The 21,525-nt window shown below is 35.0% G+C and carries 27 protein-coding genes, 1 tRNA gene and 1 riboswitch; of the genes, 22 read left to right on the top strand and 6 right to left on the bottom strand.

The window, feature by feature from the left end; all coding sequences use genetic code 11:
• Nucleotides 1–19 precede the first annotated feature (19 nt).
• From dnaJ to rpsU, 4 genes are read left to right on the top strand one after another with little or no spacing between them, the layout of a single operon-like run.
• Nucleotides 20–1,141, top strand: coding sequence for a molecular chaperone DnaJ (dnaJ, locus tag C8269_RS04800; RefSeq protein ID WP_106460605.1), 1,122 nt, complete (start codon nucleotides 20–22; stop codon nucleotides 1,139–1,141).
• Entirely contained in the window at nucleotides 1,138–2,439 is a 1,302-nt protein-coding gene (gene mtaB / locus C8269_RS04795) for a tRNA (N(6)-L-threonylcarbamoyladenosine(37)-C(2))-methylthiotransferase MtaB (RefSeq protein WP_106460604.1), read from the top strand. Before dnaJ ends, mtaB begins: the two co-directional genes overlap by 4 nt.
• Before the next feature lie 55 nt (nucleotides 2,440–2,494).
• On the top strand, nucleotides 2,495–2,836 hold the full coding sequence (locus C8269_RS04790; protein WP_106460603.1) for a histidine triad nucleotide-binding protein: 342 nt from the start codon (nucleotides 2,495–2,497) through the stop codon (nucleotides 2,834–2,836).
• A 39-nt stretch (nucleotides 2,837–2,875) separates the two neighbouring features.
• A complete protein-coding gene (gene rpsU, locus C8269_RS04785) occupies nucleotides 2,876–3,058 on the top strand; it encodes a 30S ribosomal protein S21 (RefSeq protein ID WP_015778089.1) in 183 nt (60 codons plus the stop codon).
• 87 nt (nucleotides 3,059–3,145) lie between these two features.
• On the opposite strand, the gene C8269_RS04780 is transcribed toward rpsU, so the two are convergent.
• From C8269_RS04780 to C8269_RS04770, 3 genes are read right to left on the bottom strand one after another with little or no spacing between them, the layout of a single operon-like run.
• The gene (locus C8269_RS04780) at nucleotides 3,146–3,334 is read right to left on the bottom strand and encodes a hypothetical protein (RefSeq protein WP_106460602.1); all 189 of its coding nucleotides are present in this window, start codon (nucleotides 3,332–3,334) and stop codon (nucleotides 3,146–3,148) included.
• Entirely contained in the window at nucleotides 3,331–4,161 is an 831-nt protein-coding gene (gene rsmI / locus C8269_RS04775; protein WP_106460601.1) for a 16S rRNA (cytidine(1402)-2'-O)-methyltransferase, read from the bottom strand. The genes C8269_RS04780 and rsmI overlap by 4 nt, the downstream gene beginning before the upstream one ends.
• Complete coding sequence (locus C8269_RS04770; RefSeq protein ID WP_106460600.1) at nucleotides 4,161–4,871, bottom strand: tRNA1(Val) (adenine(37)-N6)-methyltransferase; 711 nt, start codon at nucleotides 4,869–4,871, stop codon at nucleotides 4,161–4,163. The genes rsmI and C8269_RS04770 overlap by 1 nt, the downstream gene beginning before the upstream one ends.
• Before the next feature lie 91 nt (nucleotides 4,872–4,962).
• Nucleotides 4,963–5,076, top strand: a riboswitch (FMN riboswitch).
• Between the two features lie 84 nt (nucleotides 5,077–5,160).
• Here C8269_RS04770 and ribD point away from each other — a divergent pair.
• From ribD to C8269_RS04745, 5 genes are read left to right on the top strand one after another with little or no spacing between them, the layout of a single operon-like run.
• On the top strand, nucleotides 5,161–6,237 hold the full coding sequence (gene ribD / locus C8269_RS04765) for a bifunctional diaminohydroxyphosphoribosylaminopyrimidine deaminase/5-amino-6-(5-phosphoribosylamino)uracil reductase RibD (protein WP_106460599.1): 1,077 nt from the start codon (nucleotides 5,161–5,163) through the stop codon (nucleotides 6,235–6,237).
• On the top strand, nucleotides 6,215–6,829 hold the full coding sequence (locus C8269_RS04760) for a riboflavin synthase (protein ID WP_106460598.1): 615 nt from the start codon (nucleotides 6,215–6,217) through the stop codon (nucleotides 6,827–6,829). Before ribD ends, C8269_RS04760 begins: the two co-directional genes overlap by 23 nt.
• 1 nt (nucleotide 6,830) lies before the next feature.
• A complete protein-coding gene (gene ribA / locus C8269_RS04755; protein ID WP_106460597.1) occupies nucleotides 6,831–8,042 on the top strand; it encodes a GTP cyclohydrolase II in 1,212 nt (403 codons plus the stop codon).
• Complete coding sequence (ribH, locus tag C8269_RS04750; RefSeq protein WP_106460596.1) at nucleotides 8,035–8,496, top strand: 6,7-dimethyl-8-ribityllumazine synthase; 462 nt, start codon at nucleotides 8,035–8,037, stop codon at nucleotides 8,494–8,496. Before ribA ends, ribH begins: the two co-directional genes overlap by 8 nt.
• Complete coding sequence (locus C8269_RS04745) at nucleotides 8,493–9,089, top strand: HAD family hydrolase (RefSeq protein WP_106460595.1); 597 nt, start codon at nucleotides 8,493–8,495, stop codon at nucleotides 9,087–9,089. The genes ribH and C8269_RS04745 overlap by 4 nt, the downstream gene beginning before the upstream one ends.
• A gap of 79 nt (nucleotides 9,090–9,168) precedes the next feature.
• On the opposite strand, the gene C8269_RS04740 is transcribed toward C8269_RS04745, so the two are convergent.
• Nucleotides 9,169–10,593 carry an aldehyde dehydrogenase family protein gene (locus C8269_RS04740; protein WP_106460594.1) on the bottom strand — a complete coding sequence of 475 codons (1,425 nt, stop codon included), beginning with the start codon at nucleotides 10,591–10,593 and terminating at the stop codon, nucleotides 9,169–9,171.
• Nucleotides 10,594–10,691: 98 nt separating this feature from the next.
• Here C8269_RS04740 and glmM point away from each other — a divergent pair, with 98 nt between their 5' ends.
• The 11 genes from glmM to C8269_RS04685 all read left to right on the top strand — a co-directional run bounded on the left by glmM (nucleotide 10,692) and on the right by C8269_RS04685 (nucleotide 17,503).
• A complete protein-coding gene (gene glmM, locus C8269_RS04735; RefSeq protein ID WP_106460593.1) occupies nucleotides 10,692–12,041 on the top strand; it encodes a phosphoglucosamine mutase in 1,350 nt (449 codons plus the stop codon).
• The gene (locus C8269_RS04730; RefSeq protein WP_325034685.1) at nucleotides 12,034–12,357 is read left to right on the top strand and encodes an aspartate 1-decarboxylase (aspartate alpha-decarboxylase); all 324 of its coding nucleotides are present in this window, start codon (nucleotides 12,034–12,036) and stop codon (nucleotides 12,355–12,357) included. The genes glmM and C8269_RS04730 overlap by 8 nt, the downstream gene beginning before the upstream one ends.
• An 80-nt stretch (nucleotides 12,358–12,437) precedes the next feature.
• Nucleotides 12,438–12,587, top strand: coding sequence for a 50S ribosomal protein L33 (gene rpmG / locus C8269_RS04725; RefSeq protein ID WP_106460592.1), 150 nt, complete (start codon nucleotides 12,438–12,440; stop codon nucleotides 12,585–12,587).
• Nucleotides 12,588–12,595: 8 nt separating this feature from the next.
• Complete coding sequence (gene secE / locus C8269_RS04720) at nucleotides 12,596–12,778, top strand: preprotein translocase subunit SecE (protein WP_106460591.1); 183 nt, start codon at nucleotides 12,596–12,598, stop codon at nucleotides 12,776–12,778.
• A gap of 7 nt (nucleotides 12,779–12,785) precedes the next feature.
• A complete protein-coding gene (gene nusG / locus C8269_RS04715) occupies nucleotides 12,786–13,373 on the top strand; it encodes a transcription termination/antitermination protein NusG (RefSeq protein ID WP_106460590.1) in 588 nt (195 codons plus the stop codon).
• Nucleotides 13,374–13,425: 52 nt separating this feature from the next.
• Nucleotides 13,426–13,854, top strand: a complete 429-nt coding sequence (gene rplK / locus C8269_RS04710) for a 50S ribosomal protein L11 (protein WP_106460589.1) — start codon at nucleotides 13,426–13,428, stop codon at nucleotides 13,852–13,854.
• A 37-nt stretch (nucleotides 13,855–13,891) separates the two neighbouring features.
• Nucleotides 13,892–14,602, top strand: a complete 711-nt coding sequence (gene rplA / locus C8269_RS04705; RefSeq protein WP_106460588.1) for a 50S ribosomal protein L1 — start codon at nucleotides 13,892–13,894, stop codon at nucleotides 14,600–14,602.
• Between the two features lie 194 nt (nucleotides 14,603–14,796).
• The gene (rplJ, locus tag C8269_RS04700; RefSeq protein WP_106460587.1) at nucleotides 14,797–15,345 is read left to right on the top strand and encodes a 50S ribosomal protein L10; all 549 of its coding nucleotides are present in this window, start codon (nucleotides 14,797–14,799) and stop codon (nucleotides 15,343–15,345) included.
• 29 nt (nucleotides 15,346–15,374) lie between these two features.
• Nucleotides 15,375–15,758: a 50S ribosomal protein L7/L12 gene (gene rplL / locus C8269_RS04695; protein WP_106460586.1), complete on the top strand. Its 384-nt coding sequence runs from the start codon at nucleotides 15,375–15,377 to the stop codon at nucleotides 15,756–15,758.
• A gap of 232 nt (nucleotides 15,759–15,990) precedes the next feature.
• Entirely contained in the window at nucleotides 15,991–16,434 is a 444-nt protein-coding gene (locus C8269_RS04690) for a Fur family transcriptional regulator (RefSeq protein ID WP_106460585.1), read from the top strand.
• Nucleotides 16,435–16,486: 52 nt separating this feature from the next.
• Nucleotides 16,487–17,503 carry a YeiH family protein gene (locus C8269_RS04685; protein ID WP_106460584.1) on the top strand — a complete coding sequence of 339 codons (1,017 nt, stop codon included), beginning with the start codon at nucleotides 16,487–16,489 and terminating at the stop codon, nucleotides 17,501–17,503.
• 76 nt (nucleotides 17,504–17,579) lie between these two features.
• Here C8269_RS04685 and C8269_RS04680 read toward each other — a convergent pair.
• Nucleotides 17,580–17,655: transfer RNA gene (locus tag C8269_RS04680), tRNA-Thr, on the bottom strand.
• Nucleotides 17,656–17,784: 129 nt separating this feature from the next.
• Between C8269_RS04680 and tuf the strand changes: the two genes are divergently transcribed.
• Nucleotides 17,785–19,119 carry an elongation factor Tu gene (gene tuf / locus C8269_RS04675; RefSeq protein WP_106460583.1) on the top strand — a complete coding sequence of 445 codons (1,335 nt, stop codon included), beginning with the start codon at nucleotides 17,785–17,787 and terminating at the stop codon, nucleotides 19,117–19,119.
• A gap of 170 nt (nucleotides 19,120–19,289) precedes the next feature.
• The gene (locus C8269_RS04670) at nucleotides 19,290–20,567 is read left to right on the top strand and encodes a putative glycoside hydrolase (RefSeq protein ID WP_106460582.1); all 1,278 of its coding nucleotides are present in this window, start codon (nucleotides 19,290–19,292) and stop codon (nucleotides 20,565–20,567) included.
• A 52-nt stretch (nucleotides 20,568–20,619) separates the two neighbouring features.
• On the opposite strand, the gene C8269_RS04665 is transcribed toward C8269_RS04670, so the two are convergent.
• A complete protein-coding gene (locus C8269_RS04665; RefSeq protein WP_106460581.1) occupies nucleotides 20,620–21,465 on the bottom strand; it encodes an AraC family transcriptional regulator in 846 nt (281 codons plus the stop codon).
• Between the last annotated feature and the right edge of the window lie 60 nt (nucleotides 21,466–21,525).

Genomic DNA, 21,525 nt, shown 5'->3' with positions numbered 1-21,525 from the left:
TTTATGATTTGGAGGTAAAATGAGAGATCCGTATGAAGTGCTTGGAGTAAGCAAAGACACCAGCACTGCTGATATAAAAAGAGAATATAGAAAACTAGCCAAAAAATATCATCCAGACCTAAATCCTGGAGATGAAGAGGCTGAAAGCAAATTTAAGGAAGCAACCCTTTCTTATGAAATCCTATCAGATCCTGAAAAGAAACAACAATACGATATGTATGGGGCAGCTGCCTTTGAAAATGGTGGGGCTGGAGCTGGTGGATTTTCATCAGGTTTTGGTGGCTTCGGTGATATATTTGGCGATTTATTTGGAGATATATTTAGCCAAGGTTATGGGGCAAGTAGGGCCAAAAGGCCTGTAAAGGGAGCTGATATACAGCAAGTAATAAACCTATCCTTCCAAGAAGCTGCCTTTGGTGTTAGCAAGGAAATTCAAGTAAGAAGAGAAGTAGAATGCCATGTATGCCACGGTTCTAAGGCGGAAGAGGGCTCTGAAAAGCACACTTGTCCAGATTGCCATGGCCAAGGAGTGGTAAATCAAGTTTCAAGGACAGCCTTTGGAACCATGTCAAGAACAGTAACTTGTGATAAGTGCCATGGGACTGGTGAAATAATTGATAAACCATGCAAAAATTGCAAGGGCTCTGGTAAGGAATTTAAATCAGAAAAAATTAAAATCGACATACCATCAGGCATAGAAGATCAAAATGTTATAAGACTAAGCGGCAAGGGTCATATGGGCGAAAATGGCGGTCCTTACGGTGACTTATATGTAATAGTAAGGGTAAGTGACCATGAAATATTTAAAAGAGATGGCTTAGATATCTATTACGAAATGCCAATAAGCTTTCCAACGGCAGCCCTAGGTGGCAAGATAGATGTGGCAACCTTAAAGAAGAGTGTCGAGTTTGAAATACCAGAAGGAACTCAAACAGGTCAAAGATTTACCCTAAGAAATGAAGGAATCAAAGACTCAAGAACAGGTAGACAAGGCAATCTCTACTTCTATGTCAAGATTATAACACCTAAGAAGCTAAATAAAGCTCAAAAAGAAGCCTTAAAAGCCTTTGCTGATGCAAGTGGAAATAAGGTAAAAGAAGAAAAATCATTTTTTGATAAAGTTAAGGATTTTTTTGAATGACAAAAACATTTAATATAATAACCTTAGGATGTAAGGTAAACCAGTATGAATCTGAAGCTATCGAAGAAATCTTTGAAGCAAGAGGATTTGAAAGAAAAGAAGAAAATGCAGATATCTATGTCATAAATACCTGTACAGTTACAAACATGTCTGACAGGAAAAGTCGTCAAATGATATCAAGAGCAAGGGGCGACAATCCTGATGCTATAATAGCTGTAATGGGTTGTTATTCCCAAGTAAAACCTGAAGAAGTAGCCAAAATAGAAGGTGTAGATATAATTCTAGGATCTAGAAATAAGGAAGAAGTAGTGGATCTTTGTGAAGATTTCTTACAAAATAAAGAGACGACAGATAAGTTGATATCAGTCTCTGAAGAAAAATCTTATGAAGATTTGGCAATTTCTAACCAAATAGGTATGACCAGGGCCTATATGAAAATTCAAGATGGTTGTAATATGTATTGCTCTTACTGCTTGATTCCTTATGCAAGGGGTAATGTGGTAAGCCGTCCTATGGATTCAATAATAAAAGAAGCCGAACGCCTTGGATCAAATGGCTTTAAGGAAATAGTCCTAACAGGCATTCATGTGGCAAGCTACGGAAAAGATTTTAAAGACGGAACATCCCTAATAGATGTAATAGAAAATGTAGCCAAGGTTGATGGGATTAAAAGAATCAGACTTTCATCCATGGAGCCAAGACACATAACAAAAGATTTCCTAGAAAGGATGAAGGCTACGGGAAAGGCTTGCGATCACTTCCACCTATCCCTACAATCTGGATCAGATGATATCCTAAAGGCTATGAATAGAAAATATGACACAAAAACTTTTAAAGAGAAGGTAGACCTAATCAGAGAAGTTTTCCCAAATGCAGGTCTTACAACAGATATCATAGTAGGATTTCCAACAGAAACAGATCAAAATCACAAGGATACCATGGCATTTGTAGATAGGATTAAATTTGCCAAAACCCACCTATTTAAATATTCTCAAAGAGATGGGACAAAGGCAGCCACAATGAGCGGCCAGGTGAATGGAAATATCAAAAAAGATAGGCTAAAAGATTTAGAAAAAATTGAAGAGACAAATAGAAAAGAATTTTTAGAAAAGCAAATTGGACAAAGTCTTTCAGTCCTATTTGAGTCCAAGTCAGATATAAAAGGCTTCAAATCAGGATATTCAACCAATTACTTAAGGGTAAATGTCAAAGACCCATCTATAAAAGATAATGAAATTTTTGATGTAAAGATCACCGGCATAGAAAATAATGAACTTATTGGTCAAATTATTAAATAAAAAACTTTACTCTTAAATTCAATTATGGTATTATATATACTAATGGGGGTGAAGTATGGATTGTGTATTTTGTAAGATTATAGATGGAGAGATTCCATCAAAGATAATCTATGAAGATGAAGATGTAATTGCATTTGATGACGTAGATCCACAAGCACCTATCCATTTTCTTGTTATACCAAAAAAGCACATTAAATCTTTAGATGAGCTTAGCGAGTCAGACTCTTCCTTGATAGGAAAAATATTTTTAACTATCAAAATGATAGCTCGTGAAAAAGGCATAGCTGAAAATGGCTACAGAGTAGTCCATAACATCGGTGAAGATGGAGGACAAAGTGTAGCTCACATGCATTTTCATGTCCTAGGCGGAAGAAGCCTACAATGGCCACCAGGCTGATTTGAAATCTTAAGTGCGGATACGAGAGGGGGGATAGAGATGACAGAAATCAGAGTTGGAGAAAACGAATCAATCGATAGTGCGATTAAAAGATTCAAAAGACAATGCGCAAGATCCGGTGTACTTTCTGAATATAGAAGAAGAGAACACTACGAAAAACCAAGCGTTATAAGAAAAAAGAAAAATGACGCTGCTAAAAGAAAAAATAGAAAAAACAGATAATAATTTAACCACCCCTTATTCGGGTGGTTTTTATCTTAAAAATACCAGGTTTACTTGACCTGGTATTTTAGTATGTTTTAATATTATTTAGTTTTTTCTAAAGCCTTTAATTATAAAATATATGGCAAGGGCAAGATAAGCTGTACAAAGGAAATAAGTAAGTCCTAAGGGCCATGGAAAGGACCCTTCTGGATGTCTTAGGGCATAGGATATAAAGACAGCTGCAATAACAAGCATGAAGATGCCTATAAATAAATATTTTCTAGGGTTTTTCATATATTATCCTTGCTAAAATTTATTATATATTCATAGATTTCATTTTTTGAAAAAGAAGATTCTTTCTTTATTATTTTTACGATTTCTTTGGTAGACCTACCTTCATCAATCATTTGTTTAATTTTTTCGTCAAAACTAGAAATATCTACAGACTCATCTTCCTTTTTGCCTTCAAGTATAAGGACAAATTCTCCTTTAAAGGTTATCTCTTCTGGATTTATATCCTTAATAGTATAGGTCTTGTATTCTTCAAATTTTTTGGTAAGTTCTCTTGCTATTGTAAGCCTTCTCTCAGGGAAGATTTCTTTGAAGTCTTCGATGGTTTTTGGAAGATTGTGGACTGAATCAAATATTATTGATGTCTTTTCTTCGTTCTTTAATTTTTCGTAAAAGTCTTTCTTCTCCTTAGTTTTCTTGCCTATAAAACCATAAAAGGAAAAGGCTGACATATCTTGACCAGACCCTATGAGAGCTGTTAGGATTGAGCTTGGGCCAGGTAGGATCGTGTAAGAAATATTATTTTCTATGCACTTTTTAATTAAGATTTCACCTGGATCTGACATGCCAGGCATGCCCTGGTCGCTTATTACTCCTATTGTCATACCCTCACTTGCTTTTTTTATTAATTCTTCGCCCTTGGCTTGTTCGTTAAATTTGTGGTAAGAAGTTAAGGGCTTATCTATTTCGTAGAAATTTAAGAGTTTTTTAGACTCTCTGGTATCTTCGCAGGCTATTAGGTCCACTTCTTTTAGAGTTTTTATTGCCCTTAGGGTCATATCTTCGAGGTTGCCGATTGGTGTTGGCACAAAGTATATTTGATAATCCATTAGTCCTCCTTGTAGGTTCCGTTTATTTTTCTAACTTGTTCTGTATATTTTCCGTCCTTATAAATTATGATTGGGTCTTCGATTTTAAGGCCATCTTTAGCATTTTTTACAAATTCTATGAGGATAAATTGGGGCTTAGTATCAAAGGTAGATGATACAAAACGGATTCTTTTTGCCTTAAGATTGCCTGATTTTTGAAAAATCTCTACCATTCTTTCAGGCTTATGGACCATAAAAAGTTTGCCCTTATCCTTTAAGGTCTTGTTGGAAAATGTAAATATATCATCTAGATTAAGATAGATTTCTTGTCTTGAGATAAGAAATTCCTCCTCCTTATTGCCTATATTGTGACCTTTCTTATAATAGGGTGGGTTTGTAATGATATAATCTAAAGAGTTTTCCTTAAAATCTATTTTATTTAGGTCATTGGCGATGATTTCTACATTATTTATGCCATTAAGGGCTAAGTTTTCCCTTAAAATTTCTACCTTTTGCTTTTGGATTTCTACAGCGTAGACCTTATTAAGTTTGTAAAGATCATTTGCCATCATAGCAAGGATGCCATTTCCTGATCCTATATCTAAAAGCTTCGCTCCTTTTTTCATCTTTGCAAAGTCCCCTAAGAGAATTGAATCAATCCCGAAGGAATAGGACCCATCTACATGAATCATTTTTATTTTTGTTCGTGGTATATAATCTAGTTTTCTCATAAGTCTATTATATCAGATTATGGTAAAATATAAATTTAAAATAATATTTGACATTAGGAAAACCTTATATTATAATATATATGTAATTAGAAATAATCTTCAGGGCGGGGCGTAATTCCCCACCGGCAGTTATAGTCTGCGAGCGAAAGCCGAATCGGTGAAATTCCGATACCGACAGTTAGAGTCTGGATGAGAGAAGTTTATATTTTTTTCCTATATTTGTGAAAAATTTTTCTTTTAATTTTAGTCCCTGAAAGGGGACTTTTTTCATTCCCCAAAAGGAGGAAATTTGAATTACGAAGATTTGATGAAAGAGTGCTTCAAACTAGCTAAAAAGGGAGCGGGAAGGGTTCTTACCAATCCCATGGTGGGGGCACTTGTATATAAGGATGGAGAAGTTATAGGCAAGGGCTATCACAAGTCTTTTTATGATGGCCATGCTGAAATTGATTGCTTTAAGAATCTAAAGGAGGATCCGAAGGGTGCTACACTTTTTGTAAACTTAGAGCCATGCTCACATTTTGGCAAACATCCACCTTGTGTTGATGAAGTCATAAGAAGAGGCATAGCTAAGGTTGTTATAGCAAACCTTGATACTAATCCAAAAGTCGATGGGATTAAAAAGCTAAAAGAAGCTGGTATTGAGGTTGTTACAGGAGTTTTAGAAGATGAGGGTAAGAGGCTAAATGAGAAGTTCTTCTTTAATATGAAATATAAAAGACCTCTTGTAAGTCTAAAATATGCCATGAGCCTTGATGGGAAGATAGCTACAGAAACTTATGATTCTAAACGGATAAGCGGCGAGAAATCAAGGGCCTATGTCCATAAACTTAGGAATGATTATGATGCTATTATTATAGGGAAAAACACCCTACTAAAGGATAAGGCAAGGCTTAATTGTAGGCTTAAAGATGGGGTGGATCCTATTAGGGTAATAGTTGCTTCTGACTTAGCTTTCGATCCTGACCTTGATATTTTTAACCTAGAATCAGATAAGAAAACTTATATAGGAACCATAGGAGATAAGGAAACTAACTTAAATGCTAATCTTATTTACTGCAAGGAAAAGAACGGTCAGGTTGATTTAAAGGACTTGGTTGGAAAATTATATGAAATGAATGTTTCATCAATCTTAGTTGAAGGAGGATCTCTGCTTAATTCTTCCTTTTTGGAAGAAGACCTGGTTGATAAAATATATGAATTTATAGCCCCGATCGTACTTGGTGGAGAATATTCTAGGTCAGCCTTCATGGCCGAAGGAGCCAAGACTATAAAAGACGCAAAGAAATTTAGAATTGACCATATAGAAAGATTTGATGAAGACATTATGCTAGAGGTGAGAAATGTTTACAGGGATTTCAGTTGAATTAGGAAAGGTAAGCCAGTTTTCAAATAAGTCTGACCACGTAGAGATTAAAGTCACTTGCAAGCAGGTCTTAGAAGATTTAAAACTTGGAGACTCTATTATGACTGATGGAGTTTGCTTGACTGTTAAGGAATTTGGTCCTGATTATTACAAGGCAGATCTAATGCAGGAAAGCCTAGATAAGACAAAATTCACTCCTTCAATGCTTGGAAAATATGTCAACCTAGAAAGGGCCCTTCGCTTTGCAGATAGGCTTGATGGTCACATTGTCCAAGGTCACATAGATGGAGTTGGAAAACTTATTTCAATTAATAAAAATGTCTATAGGTTTAAAACAAAAAGAGAAATTTGTAAGTATATAGTTAATAAGGGGTCGGTAGCCATAGATGGCATATCCTTAACTGTATCCAAAGAATCAGCAGATACTTTTGAAGTTTCACTCATTCCTGAAACTATTGCAAATACGAATTTTAAATATAAAAAAATAGGCGATTTGGTAAATATAGAAACAGATATAATCGGAAGATTTGTAGAAAAATTATACAAAAATGAAAATAAGGAGGACTTAAGCTCACTTTTTGGGCTAAATTGATATGGATAGTGTAAAAGAAGTAATAGAAGCATTAAAGAGAAATGAAATCGTAATAGTAACTGATGATGAATCAAGAGAAAATGAGGGAGACTTCATCTGCCCTGGCGAAAATGTGACAGGACAGATGGTAAATATCATGGCAAGCTACGGCAAGGGCCTGATTTGCACGCCAATATCAAAGGCAGTGGCAGAAAGCTTAAACCTCCATCCAATGGTTGAAAATAATACAGATAATCACGAGACAGCCTTCACTGTTTCCATCGATCATGTCGACACAACTACTGGAATATCAGCCTTTGAGAGGGCTAAAACAATTAGAGAGCTAGTAAATCCAAAGTCAAAAGCGGAGGACTTTAGAAGACCAGGCCACGTTTTTCCTTTAATAGCCAAAGAAGGGGGAGTCTTGGTAAGGGATGGCCACACAGAGGCGACAGTTGATCTTATGAGGCTAGCAGGCCTTAAAGAAGTAGGCCTTTGCTGTGAAATCATGGCAGATGATGGCCATATGATGAGGGGTGATGACCTTAAGAAATTAGCTAAAGAACTTGGTATGAAGATGACAACTGTAGAAAAAATCCAAGAATATAGGAGATCTCTTGAGGAGCTAGGACTTAAAAAAACAAATCCAGTGAAACTACCAAGTGATTATGGAAACTTTGTTGCCTATGGTTTCCTCGATGAAAAAACAGGAAAAGAGCACATAGCCATAACCAAGGGAGATATAAAGGCTAAAAATGTCCTAACCAGAATCCACTCAGAATGTCTAACTGGTGATGTGCTTGGGTCAAAAAGGTGCGATTGCGGCAGTCAACTCCACAAGGCTCTCAAGAAAATCGAAGAGAACGGCCAGGGCGTCCTTCTCTACCTCCGTCAAGAAGGCAGGGGCATAGGCTTATTTAATAAGCTTAAGGCCTACGAACTCCAGGAACAAGGCTATGACACTGTCGATGCCAACTTAAAGCTAGGATTTCCAGAGGATATGAGGGATTACAAAATAGCAGCAGAGATGCTAAGGAAGCTTGGAGTAGAGTCAATAAGCCTTATGACAAATAATCCTGACAAGATAAATCAAATAGAAAAATATGGGATTAGGGTGGAAAAAAGAGAGCCTTTAGAAATAAGGTCAAACAATATTGATAGAAATTACCTAAAAATAAAAGCTATAAGAATGGGACATGAATTAAAAGAATTTAAGGAGATAAAAAATGCGTGAATTTAGTGCTAATTTAGTTTCAAATAATAAAAAATATGCCATAGTAGTTGCAAGATTTAATAATTTTATAACAGATAGGTTGCTTGAAGGTTGCCTTGATGCTTTGAAAAGACATGAGGTGAAAGATGATGAAATATCTATAGTAAGAGTGCCTGGTGCCTTTGAAATACCTCTTGCTGCTAAGAAACTTGCAAAAAAAGATGATATAGATGCTGTAATTTGCTTGGGAGCTGTAATTAGAGGAGATACACCACACTTTGATTATGTTTGTGCAGAAGTATCTAAGGGAGTGGCAGCTGTTGGCCTTGATAGTGAAAAACCAGTGATATTTGGAGTTGTAACAACAGATAATGTAGACCAAGCAGTCCAAAGGGCAGGAGTTAAGTCAGGCAATAAAGGGGCTGAAGCTGCTATTTCTGCTATAGAAATGGCAAATTTGGTCGATCTTATATGATCTTAGTATTTGACTTTGACGGGACAATCCATAAGACAGAAATAGCCTACAAAAAAGCCATCGAAGAAAGCCTCAGCGATTTAAAATTCTCAATAGATGATTTTGACTTCAAATCCTTTATAGGGATGGGCCCAAAGGAAGTTTGGGATATAATTTTAAAAGATGATTCCGACAAAATGCCCTATATAAAGAAAAATGGTGATAGGATTATTAAATATATGACAGAGGAAGGCCAGCTTTTTGAAGGGGCTCATGAGACTCTTTCCTATTTAAAAGAAAAATATGACCTATATATTTTATCAAAATGTAGGAGGGTCTATATGGATGTTGCCAGAAAAAAATTTGGTTTAGATAGGTATTTTTCAAAATATTTTATAGGGGAAGACTACGATTATTTGGATAAGTATAAGATTCTTAGAAAAGAACTGAACGATTCTTATATAATGATAGGAGACCGCAGGGAAGATATGGAAGCAGGCCTTAAGAACAAGCAAAAAACAATTTTTGCAACTTACGGCTATGGAAAGACTGTCGAGGCTTGTGGAGCGGATATAAAAATCTCTTCAATATTAGAATTAAGGGATATTTTATAAAGTATTAAATTAAAAAGCTAGCCTTAAAGAATGGTAAGTACATTCAACAAGGCTAGCTTTTTTATAATTTAATTTGGTATTAGGCAGTATGGATTGACTTAGGTTCTAGGTATTCCATGAGGCCGAATTTTCCGCCTTCTCTGCCTATTCCTGATTGCTTGCGACCACCAAAAGGTAATTCTGGACTTCCACCGTTAGAATTTAGATAGACATCACCTGCTTTTATTTCATAGGCTATTTCAAGAGCTTCTTCTTTATTACCAAAGACAGCGGAAGATAGTCCGAAGTCTACTGAGTTAGCTACTTCTATAGCCTCTTTTTTATCTTTTACCTTGATTATTGAAACAACTGGTCCAAAAATTTCCTTATCGTGGATGGCCATTCCTGGCTTAACATCTGTAAATATAACAGGTTTTACATAATAGCCAACATGGCTTTCTGTAGGGACTTCTCCCTTAAGAAGGGTAGCGCCTTCTTTGATCCCTTCTTCTATAAAGCCTTTAACTCTGTTAAATTGTTTTTTGCCAGCTAGACTTCCTACGACAGTTTTTTTATCATCAGGATCTCCTACTGGATAATTATCATATTGGGTTATGAATTCTTTTATTACATCATCGTATATATCTTCAGTTATAATTGCTCTTGATAGGCAGGAGCAAGTTTGACCTACATTTAGGTAGACTCTGTTTAAGACTTGTTTTACACCCATTTTAATATCAGCTCCTTTTATAAAGACAGCTGGAGACTTGCCACCAAGCTCTAGGACTACTTTTTTGGAAGTATTCATAGCGTGTTTGGCTGATGAAGAACCGCCGGCCAGGCTTCCTGTGTAAGAAACCATGGCTACTTTTGGATGTGAGTTTAAAACATCGCCAACTTCTGCCCCTGAGCCGGTTATTAGGTTAAATACGCCCTTAGGAAGGCCAATCTCATCAAAAGCCTTAGCTACAAAATAAGCTGTAAGTGGTGTGTCTGAAGCTGGTTTTTGGACTACTGTACAACCCATAAGTAGGGCTGGTATAACTTTCATTATGATTTGTCCTAGAGGATAATTCCAAGGTGTAAGGCTAGCTACAACTCCAATTGGCTCCATCCTTACATAGCCACCATCCATATCAATCCTATAGTCAATTTTCCTAGCTTGATCGATAAAGACATCTATTCTTCTCATTTGCTTATCAAATTGACCAGGCTTTGCAATTCTTATAGGTACACCTAGCTCATCTTTAATTGTTTCCATTATTCCATCTTGGTGATCTATCATCCAATTTTTAAATTTCTCTATATAAGCAATTCTTTCCTCAAGACTAGTTTTAGAAAAAGTTTTAAAAGCCTCATAAGCAGACTCAACTGCAAGATTAATTTCATCACTACTTGCCTTTGGGACCTTGGCGATTATTTCTCCAGTTGCAGGATTTTCAACATCTATCCACTCATCTAATTTGCTATTAACATATTTTCCATTTATATATAATTTTTCATTGTTAAGTTTTTCAAAATTCATACTTTACTCCTTCCTAATTTTTCTACCCAATTTTTTGTAAATTTATCAATAGGGTATAATATAAAAAAGTAAAGAAGTTAAATTTTAAGGAGATATAAATGAAATATTTTGGTACAGATGGTTTTAGAGGAGAGGCTAATGAAGGGCTAAATGTTTATCATGCCTTTAAAATCGGAAGATTTATAGGCGATTATTTTTCTAAAAAGAAAAATGGAAATGGAAAAATTCTTATAGGCAAGGATACCAGAAGGTCTTCATATATGTTTGAAGATGCCCTATCAGCTGGTATTACTTCATCAGGTTCAAATGCTTATCTTCTCCATGTTACTACAACTCCTTCAGTTTCATATATAACTAGAGTAGAAGATTTTGACTGTGGAATTATGATTACAGCAAGTCATAATCCTTACCATGACAATGGTATCAAGCTTATAAACAAAAATGGTGAGAAAATGGAGGATGACTTCCTAGAAAGCCTTGAAGAATATATAGATGCAGACATAAAATCTATTGATCTTGCTAAGGGTGAAGATATAGGAAGGACTGTTGATTATATAGGCGGTAGGAATAGATATATAGCATATTTAATTCAAACTGTAACTAAATCTTTTGAGGGAATGAGAGTGGGTCTTGATCCAGCAAATGGAGCAGCCTTTACAATTGCAAAACCGGTATATGATGCGCTTGGAGCTGATACCTTTGTAATAAATGATGAACCTAATGGTTTTAATATAAATAACAATGCTGGATCAACTCATATAGACGTCTTAAGGGATTTTGTAGTTAAAAATAAACTTGATATTGGCTTTGCTTATGATGGAGATGCTGATAGATGTATAGCAGTAGATTCTGAAGGAAATATAGTCGATGGGGATGCTATACTTTATATACTTGCAAACTACATGAAAAAAGAAGGCGGTCTAGAATCTAATAAGGTAGTTACAACTGTAATGTCAAATATTGGCCTATATAAAGCCTTTGATAATTTAGGAATTGGCTATGAAAAAACTGATGTAGGTGATAAATTCGTCCACCAAAGAATGTATGAAGAGGACATAGAACTAGGTGGAGAGCAATCAGGACATATAATATTAAAGAAATTTGCCAATACAGGTGACGGAATCCTAACATCTCTTAAAATTATGGAAGCTGTTATAGAATCAAAATCTGATCTTAAAACTTTATTAAGAGATTTAAAAATCTACCCACAAGTCTTAATAAATGTAAGGGTTAAGGATAAGGATACAGTTTTAGATAATGCAGGAGTGGCTTCTGTGATTGAAAAAATAACATCTAACCTTGCTGACTCAGGTAGAGTTTTAGTTCGTAAATCTGGAACAGAGCCACTTGTTAGGGTAATGGTTGAGGCAGAAACAGAAGAAGGCGCCCACGAAGCTGCAGAAGAAATTGTAAAAGCTATCAAAGATAATGGATTAAGCCTTGATTAAAGATTTTAAGTCTGGACGAGAAATAGATATTAGAGAGAAGATGTTAATAATAAAAGATAGGGTTTATGCCAAAGAATCCTATATAGCCTTTGATACATCAAATCTTAAGGGCTATCCACCAGTAATGTACTATGACAGGGAGGATGAGTACCTAGGAAGGGTTTATGAAGATGGTCTTTATGAGCTTGATGATATAGAAGATATACTCATTTCTTATTCGGATTATTGCTTTTCAAATCATGATTTAGATGATTTAAGAAAAGTTCTTATCAAAAAGAGAGAAACTTTTTTAAAAAATCTTCTAAAAATCGACTAAAAATATTGACAAAGGTAGACTTAGATGGTAATATAATTCATTGTATGGAAGTATCCGTATAAGTAAATAGGAGGTGTTTTATGAGAACTAAAGTTAAATTAGAATGCACAGAATGCAAAAACAGAAACTATGATACAACTAAAAACAAAACTACTCATAGTGAAAGAATTGAGCTTAAAAAATATTGTCCATTCTGCAAAAAGCACACAGTTCATAAAGAAACAAAGTAGGAGTAACAATGGCTAAGAAAAAAGATTCTTTCTTTAGTGGAGTCATTAAAGAATATAAAAAGATTCAATGGCCTACTTTAAAGACTACAATTGAGTATTCTTTAATAGTAATAGCTATTAGTGCTGTAACAGCAGTATCTATTTGGGTCCTTGATAAGGTCTTCCATTTCCTACTTTCAATTATAATGTAGGTGAATGATGACTGATTCTTTAAATTTTGACGAGAATATAAAGGAAGAAGAAAACAAGACAGAACTTACAGAAGCAGAGAAAAATGCTAAATGGTATGTAGTTCACACCTATACTGGATATGAAAATAGAGTCTCTGATAAGATTCAGATGATGATAGATAATGAACAAAATCCAGATATTATAGATGTAACTGTACCAACTGAAGAATATGTCGAAGTAAAAAATAACGACAAAAAAGTCAAAACTAGAAAGCTATTTCCAGGCTATGTAATGGTCAAGATGAACATAACCAATAAGTCTTGGTATATAATAAGAAATACCCAAGGGGTAACAGGTTTTGTTGGACCAGATGGTGATCCAGTAGCTCTTACACCAGCTGAAGTAAGAAAGTTTGGTGTAAAAGAGAAAGAACCAGTTCTTAATATTAATGTAAATGTAGGTGATAGTGTAAATATTATTGCCGGACCATTTAAGGATTTCGTAGCAAAAATCGATGAAATCGACAAGCAAAAGGGTACTATCAAGGCATACGTAGATATGTTTGGCCGTGATACATTAATAGACTTAGAATATAGCGATATAGAGGAAATTTAGTACTGTCTAAATAAGTGGGAGGGGGAACCCGAATCACCACAAGGAGGTAAAAATGGCAGAAAAAGATATACAAGCGATAGTAAAATTACAAGTACCAGCAGGAGCAGCTTCTCCTGCACCACCAGTAGGTACCGCACTAGGACCTCACGGAATTAACATCATGGAGTTCGTACAAGCATTTAATGCTAAGACAGCTGACCAAGCAGGAATGATAATACCGGTAGAAATGACTATTTATACAGATAGAACATTTAAATTTATAACAAAAACACCACCAGCACCAGTATTAATCAAGAAAGCAATAAATCTTGCTAAGGGTTCTGGAGAACCAAACAAAAAGAAAGTTGGATCAATCAAGAGAAGCCAACTTGAAGAAATTGCTAAAACAAAGATGGAAGATCTTAACGCTGCAAGCTTAGAAGCTGCAGTAAGTATGATAGCAGGAACAGCAAGAAGTATGGGAGTCACTGTAGAAGATTAGTGGGAGAGATTAACTCGTTTACCACAGGAGGAATTAAATGGCTAAAAGAGGAAAAAAATACTTAGAATCAAAGGCATCTTATGATTCTACAAAAGAATACGAACTAAATGAAGCGATAGAAATAGTAGAAAAAACAGCAAAGGCAAACTTTGACGAAACAGTAGAATTACACTTCAAGCTCGGTGTTGACAGCCGTCACGCTGACCAACAAGTAAGAGGAACTGTAATCCTACCACACGGTACAGGTAAGGTTCAAAGAGTACTTGCATTTGTAAAAGATGATAGAATAGATGAAGCTCTATCAGCTGGAGCAGATTTTGCAGGTAATGAAGAATATGCTGAAAAAATCCAAAAAGATGGTTGGTTAGATTTTGATGTAGTAATAGCTACACCAGATATGATGGCAACAGTAGGTAGACTAGGTAGAGTACTAGGACCTCAAGGCCTAATGCCAAACCCAAAAACAGGTACAGTAACAAATGATGTAGCACAAGCTATCGCTGACATCAAAGCAGGTAAGGTAGAATACAGAACAGACAAAGCTAACCTTATCCACGTACCAACAGGAAAAGTATCATTTGGTGCTGAAAAACTTACTGAAAATATCAGAGCTTTAATTACAGAAGTAGTAAAAGCTAGACCAGCAGCAGCAAAGGGTAAATATATCAGATCAATCACCGTATCATCAACAATGGGTCCTGGTGTTAAACTAAACCCAGCTAAAGCTGCAGAATTAGCTGAAAAATAATTTGCATTTTTAGAAATTGGTGATATAATATAAAAGTCAAATAAACAGGCTACCAAAGACTACGCAGACATAAATGTTTAATAATTGCGTATAGGTGGGAAAATTACACACATCCCCACCGGTATGGGCATCTTTAAGGTGTCTTTATAAGTGGGGTTTTTATATACCTACCATTAGCCTTAGGAGGTGAAAAAGTGAGCGAAAAAGCTATAGCAGCTAAACAGCTAGTAGTTGATGAAATCAAAGGAAAAATCGAAAATGCGAAATCAGTAACATTAGTAGGTTTTGACCGCATGGACGTTAAGGAAATCACAGATCTTCGTAACAAATTCAGAGAAAAAGACACTGAATACAAAGTTTACAAGAATACAATGATGAGATTTGCTTTTGAAGAACTTGGATATACAGAATTAATCGAAGACCTAAAGGGATCAAACGCACTAATCTTCTCAAACACAGAATTAGTTGACGGACCAAAGATAGCAGTTGACTACAGAAAAGAAAACGACGAAAACGCAGACAAGTTAACACTTAAATCAGGTATAGTTGAAGGAAACTACCAAAATAGTGAACAAATGATGGCAATAGCTACATTACCAGGAACAGAAGTACTTCACTCAATGCTTGCAAATGTATTACAAGCACCTATTAGAACTCTTGCTGGAGATCTTAATAACACTATATCTAAACTTGCTATCGCCCTTAATGAAGTGGCAAGCAAAAAAGAAAACGAAGCAGCATAATAACAATATAATTTAAGGAGAATATAAAAATGGCATCAGAAAAAGTAACAAACCTATTAGAAGAAATCAAAAATCTTACAGTTCTTGAACTTTCAGAACTAGTTAAAGCAATCGAAGAAGAATTTGACGTATCTGCACAAGCAGCAGTAGCAGTAGCAGCTCCAGCAGCAGGCGGAGCAGCTGGTGAAGCAGCAGCAGAAAAATCAGAATTTGACGTAGTTCTTAAATCAGCTGGACAATCAAAAATCAACGTAATCAAAGTTGTTAAAGATGTAGCTGGTCTTGGACTAAAAGAAGCTAAAGCACTTGTAGACGGTGCTCCAGGAAACGTACTTGAAGGCGTAGCTAAAGATAAGGCTGAAGAAGTTAAAGCAGCTCTAGAAGAAGCAGGCGCTGAAGTAGAATTAGCTTAATTAAATAATAATTTAAATTTAGTAAAGGCTCCTAGTATTCAACTGGGAGCTTTTAAATTTTTATATAATCACTTAATAGTAAGAATACTTATTCATATACTTATAGGCTTTTATTCAAAAAATTTAAAAATAACCCTTTTTAAACGTAGAGGATTGATTTAGATAATCATTCCCAATGGTTGACAAATAGACATTTTCACGTATATTCTAAAATAGAAAGGTGTGGGAAAATATGCACAAGTATGTAGAGAGTTTAAGAGATGAAGATCCTGATAAACGACTTAATAAACTCAAAAAAATTCTTCAAGACAAAAATATAAGGATATCTCACCAGAGATTATTAATTTTGGATTATTTGATAACCCATCCTATTCACCCAACAGCAGAGATGATTTTTAGTGACTTAGTAACTAAGGATCCTGTAATTAGTCAAGCTACAGTTTACAATAGCTTAAATCTTTTCGTAAAAAATAAACTTGTAAAAGAGCTCGACTTTAATATGTCTTCAAAGAGGTATGAATTTAAAAGGCCTAACCATGGCCACTTTATTTGTGAATCTTGCGGCAAAATTCAGGATTTGGAAATATCAGACATGAAAAAACCAGATATGCTAAAAGATTATATAATAGATACCACAGAAGTAATCTATAGGGGTGTATGCCCAGAATGTAAGTGAAAATTTAGCGTTTTTTCAAACGCTTTTTTTTATTAGTAAGAATGGAGGGAAAATGAAAAAAATATTATTATATTTACCAGGCATAGGCTTGGCTTTACTAATTGCTTTTGTTTCGCAATTTTTAGAAAATTTATTGCCAATACACGTAATTGGTGGATCGGTTATAGCATTATTTATAGGAATGTTTTTAAATACAATAATCGATACCGAAAAAGTCCTAAAAGATGGTATAAGATTTACATCAAAAAGGCTTTTAAAATTTGCAATCATTTTATTTGGAGCAAGCCTTAACATAAATATGGTTTTATCTGTAGGTAAGCTATCAATATATGTAATGGTATTTACCTTATTAACATGTTTTGGAGCAGGATATTTTATAGGAAAAGCCTTAGGTCTTAATTGGAAGATGAGTAATCTCATATCAGCAGGCACAGGTATTTGTGGAGGATCTGCAATAGCAGCCATAGCACCTGTTATAGAGGCTGAAGATACGGATATTGCCTATGCAATGAGCGCAACATTTTTATTTGATATGCTAATGATAGTAGTCTTTCCTATAATGGGTAAGGCTCTAGGACTTTCGGATATGGCCTACGGGCTTTGGACAGGAACAGCCGTTAATGATACAAGTTCTGTAGTAGCAGCGGGTTTTGCTTATTCAGATGCTGCAGGAGATTTTGCTACAATGGTAAAACTTACCAGAACCTTATCAATAATACCAGTTGTACTGATATTTAGACTTATACATCATAGGTTGGAAGTTAAAAAACTAGGACATGATTATATAGAAAAGAAATTTTCTGTTAGTTCAATAATTCCTTATTTTATTTTAGGATTTTTAATAATGGTTGGCCTAAACTCAATGGGGCTTATATCTCAAAATTTATCAAATAATCTAAAAACCATATCAAAATTTTTGATGGTGGCAGCTCTTGCTGCAATAGGATTAAATACTAAGTATAGGGATATGAAAAAGGCAGGCATTAATCCAATGATTCACGGGTTTGTTATTTCCTTATTAGTAGTAATAGTTGCTATAGCAGTAATTTATGCCATGGGTCTAGTATAAATAAAAAAACAGATTTATTTAAAAATCTCCATTTATGTGGGGATTAAAAAAATAAGTCTGTTTTATTGCAAAAAAATGGAGCCACTTCCCGGAATTGAACCGAGGACCTCTTCCTTACCATGGAAGCGCTCTACCTACTGAGCTAAAGTGGCATATATTTTATTATACAAGCTACATAAAAAAATGCAAGTAAAACTTAATAAAATAATTATCTATAAAATAATAGAATTTTTATTATAAATATGGTAAAATAAAGAATAAGAGTACATTAGGAGGAATTAATGAGTAAACAAACATTTGAAAGAAGCAAACCACATATTAATATTGGTACAATCGGCCACGTAGACCACGGTAAAACAACAACAACAGCAGCAATCACCCAAGCCCTAAACAAAAAATACGGTACAGGTGAATACANAATGAGTAAACAAACATTTGAAAGAAGCAAACCACATATTAATATTGGTACAATCGGCCACGTAGACCACGGTAAAACAACAACAACAGCAGCAATCACCCAAGCCCTAAACAAAAAATACGGTACAGGTGAATACATCGATTATGAACACATCGATAAAGCTCCAGAAGAAAGAGAACGTGGAATCACAATCAACACATCAGTAGTAGAATACGAAACAGAAAAAAGACACTACGCACACATCGACGCTCCAGGCCACGCTGACTACGTTAAAAACATGATCACAGGTGCAGCACAAATGGACGGTGCAATCATCGTAGTATCTGCAGCAGATGGTCCAATGCCACAAACAAGAGAACACATCCTACTAGCAAGACAGGTAGGTATACCAAAAATCGCAGTATTCTTAAACAAAGAAGACCAAGTAGATGACCCAGAACTAATCGAACTAGTAGAAATGGAAGTAAGAGACCTACTAAACGAATACGACTTCGACGGCGACAACTGCCCAGTAGTAGTAGGATCAGCACTAAAATCACTAGAAGAAGGTGGAGAAGGTCCATGGTCAGATAAGATTCTTGAACTAATGGATGATGTAGATGAATACTTCGACATCCCAGAAAGAGACAACGACCAACCATTCCTAATGCCAGTAGAAGACGTAATGACAATCTCAGGACGTGGAACAGTAGCAACAGGTAGAGTAGAAAAAGGAACACTAAAAGTAGGCGATACAGTAGAAATCGTAGGTCTAACAGAAAAAACATCTCAAGCAGTAGTAACAGGTGTAGAAATGTTCCATAAATCACTAGACCAAGCAGAATCAGGAGACAACGTAGGAGTACTTCTAAGAGGTGTTCAAAGAGACGAAATCTCAAGAGGCCAAGTACTAGCAAAACCAGGTTCAGTACACCCACACACAGAATTCGAAGGTCAAGTATACGTACTAACCAAAGAAGAAGGTGGACGTCACACACCATTCTTCTCAGGCTACAGACCACAATTCTTCTTCAGAACAACAGATGTTACAGGTGACATCCAACTAGAAGACGGAGTAGAAATGGTAATGCCAGGAGACAACGCAACATTCAAGATCACACTTCAAAAGCTAATCGCTCTAGAAGAAGGTCTAAGATTCGCTGTTCGTGAAGGTGGTAGAACAGTAGCATCAGGAGTTGTTTCTAAGATAGTTAAATAGTCCCACCATATATAAAGGTTACGGATATATTCGTAATTTCTGAGATAAGGAATGGCCGAGTCCAGAAATTTTATAAGAAGAAGTAAAACTTCTTTAATATGACACCTTGAATAACTAAAAAATAATTTAAATAAGCGGGCCTGTGCTCGCTTTTTTATTTAGGAGAATCTATGATTAAGAAAAAAATTTTTCTTCCATTCTTACTTACTTTAATATTAATACTTACTTCTTGCGGATCTTCTTCAAAAGTTAAAGATGAAAATCCTACAGAAGAAGTAAAAATTGAAGAAAGTAAAAAAATAAGCAAAAAAACTAAGCCTGAAAAAAAGCCAATAGGTGAACCATACGAAATAGGTGTTACCCCTGATGATTATAATATGGATTATGACACCTCTAGACTTTTATCTCTAGAAGATAAAAAAAGTAAGTATTATCCAAAAGATGGGGTAAGGGGCTTATATTTCAACACAGGATCAATAAATATTCCTGAAGTATATGAAGGCATAATGGGAATGATAGAAGAAAGTAACCTAAATGCTGTAGTAATAGATGTCAAAGATGACTGGGGAAATATAACTGTAGATTTTGATACCGATAATGAAGATATACAGTATGCAAATACAAAGCTTATAAATGCTAAAACCTTAATAGATGATCTTCATTCAAGAGGCATATATGTAATTGGTAGAATTACAAGCTTCAAAGACTCAATTATAACCAAAATTCACCCGGAATGGGGCTTTACGAAAGCAGATGGTAGCCTTTGGGCAAATGGCCACCAAGAAGCCTTTATGAATCCATTTTTAAGAGAAGTGCAGGATTACAACATTCATATCGCAGAGCTTGCAGCAGAAGCTGGATTTGATGAAATACAATTTGACTATGTAAGGTTTGCAGAAGGTTTTGAAACATTTGGAGATAGCTTAGATTACTCTAGAGGTGAATATGAGAAAGAAAATATGGATGAAGGAGATAAGAGGGTTGCGGCTATTACAAACTTTGTAAGAAGAGCCAGAGAAAGTATACAAGCTTACGGCATACCAATATCTGTAGACGTATTTGGATATGCTCTACAAGCTGGAAGAGCAAGTGGTATTGGTCAAGATTTCTCTGAAATATCAAATCAGGCTGATATAATGTCATCAATGATATATCCATCCCACTGGGGTCCATATTCATTTGAAATTGAAAAACCTGACTTGGAGCCTTATGAACTAGTTAAAAGATATCTAAAGGAAGAACAAAAAATATTTTCCAAACTTGAGCACAAACCTCAATCCCGTCCATGGATACAAGATTTTACCGCTTCTTGGATAGGAGAGGGAAATTGGATGGAATATGATGCTGATGCTGTACAGGCTCAGATAGATGCGATTTATGAATCAGGTCAAAATGAATATTTGATATGGAATGCAACAAATAAATATTCCAAGGGGGTTGATTATTAAAAAGAGGCTTAGGCCTCTTTTTTAATATAAAAATAAGACTAGTAAACTAGTCTTATAGTCTGTGTTTCTTTCTAAATTGTGAAGGAGTTTCTCCAACTTTTTTCTTAAAAACTTGGTTGAAATAGGACTGAGAATTAAAACCCACTATGGCAGATACTTCTTCCATGGTGTGGTTGGTTGATATAAGAATATTTTTTGAAACTTCAATTCTCTTTAAAATTAAATACTCAATTGGAGTGATTCTATATGATTGCTTAAATTCAGAAATAAGGTGGAACTTATTCATATAAGCCATAGCAGATAGGTCTTCTAATTTGATATCTTCGTGGTAATTAGCATCCATATAAGATTTAATATAGTCAATTTGTCTATTGACTCTCTTATCGTGCTTAACAACTATTTTTTTTCTATATTTTCTGAGTAAATTAATTACTAAAGCACAAGCTAATGAAGAAGCCATAGACCTTGCAAATAAATCGCTTCCCTTATACTCTCTAATTATATCGCTAAATAGTCCTTCAAATTGCAAGGATTTATTTTTATTATCAACGTGGAAATAATTGATATCCATACTTTCATCATTTTTAAGTCCAGCAATTGAAATGCTTTCAATTCCGAAGCCAATAAGCTTGCATGAGCTAATACTTTTATCCACATATAAGGTATGTCCGATATTAGGATTTATTATTACAAGATCACCAGCATTAAAATCTATTACTTCACTTTCTATAGAAAGTTTGCCATATCCTTCAGCTAGATAATAAAAATATGTAAAAGGATGAAACTGAATCCTACTAGCTGCATTTTTGGCAAGAGAATTCTCTTGGGCATCTAATATTCTTATATCAATATTATTTGTTGAATTATCATTTTGTAATAATGGTTGATTGTTATCCATCTTAAACCTCTAATCTTTGATGCAAATTTTATAGAAATTGCGTAAAACACTTCTAAAGTA

This window comes from Anaerococcus sp. Marseille-P3915 (assembly GCF_900258475.1).
GTDB classification, from domain to species: domain Bacteria; phylum Bacillota; class Clostridia; order Tissierellales; family Peptoniphilaceae; genus Anaerococcus; species Anaerococcus kampingae.
Note: the sequence above shows the minus strand (reverse complement) of the source record. Positions and strands in the feature narration are given on the sequence as shown.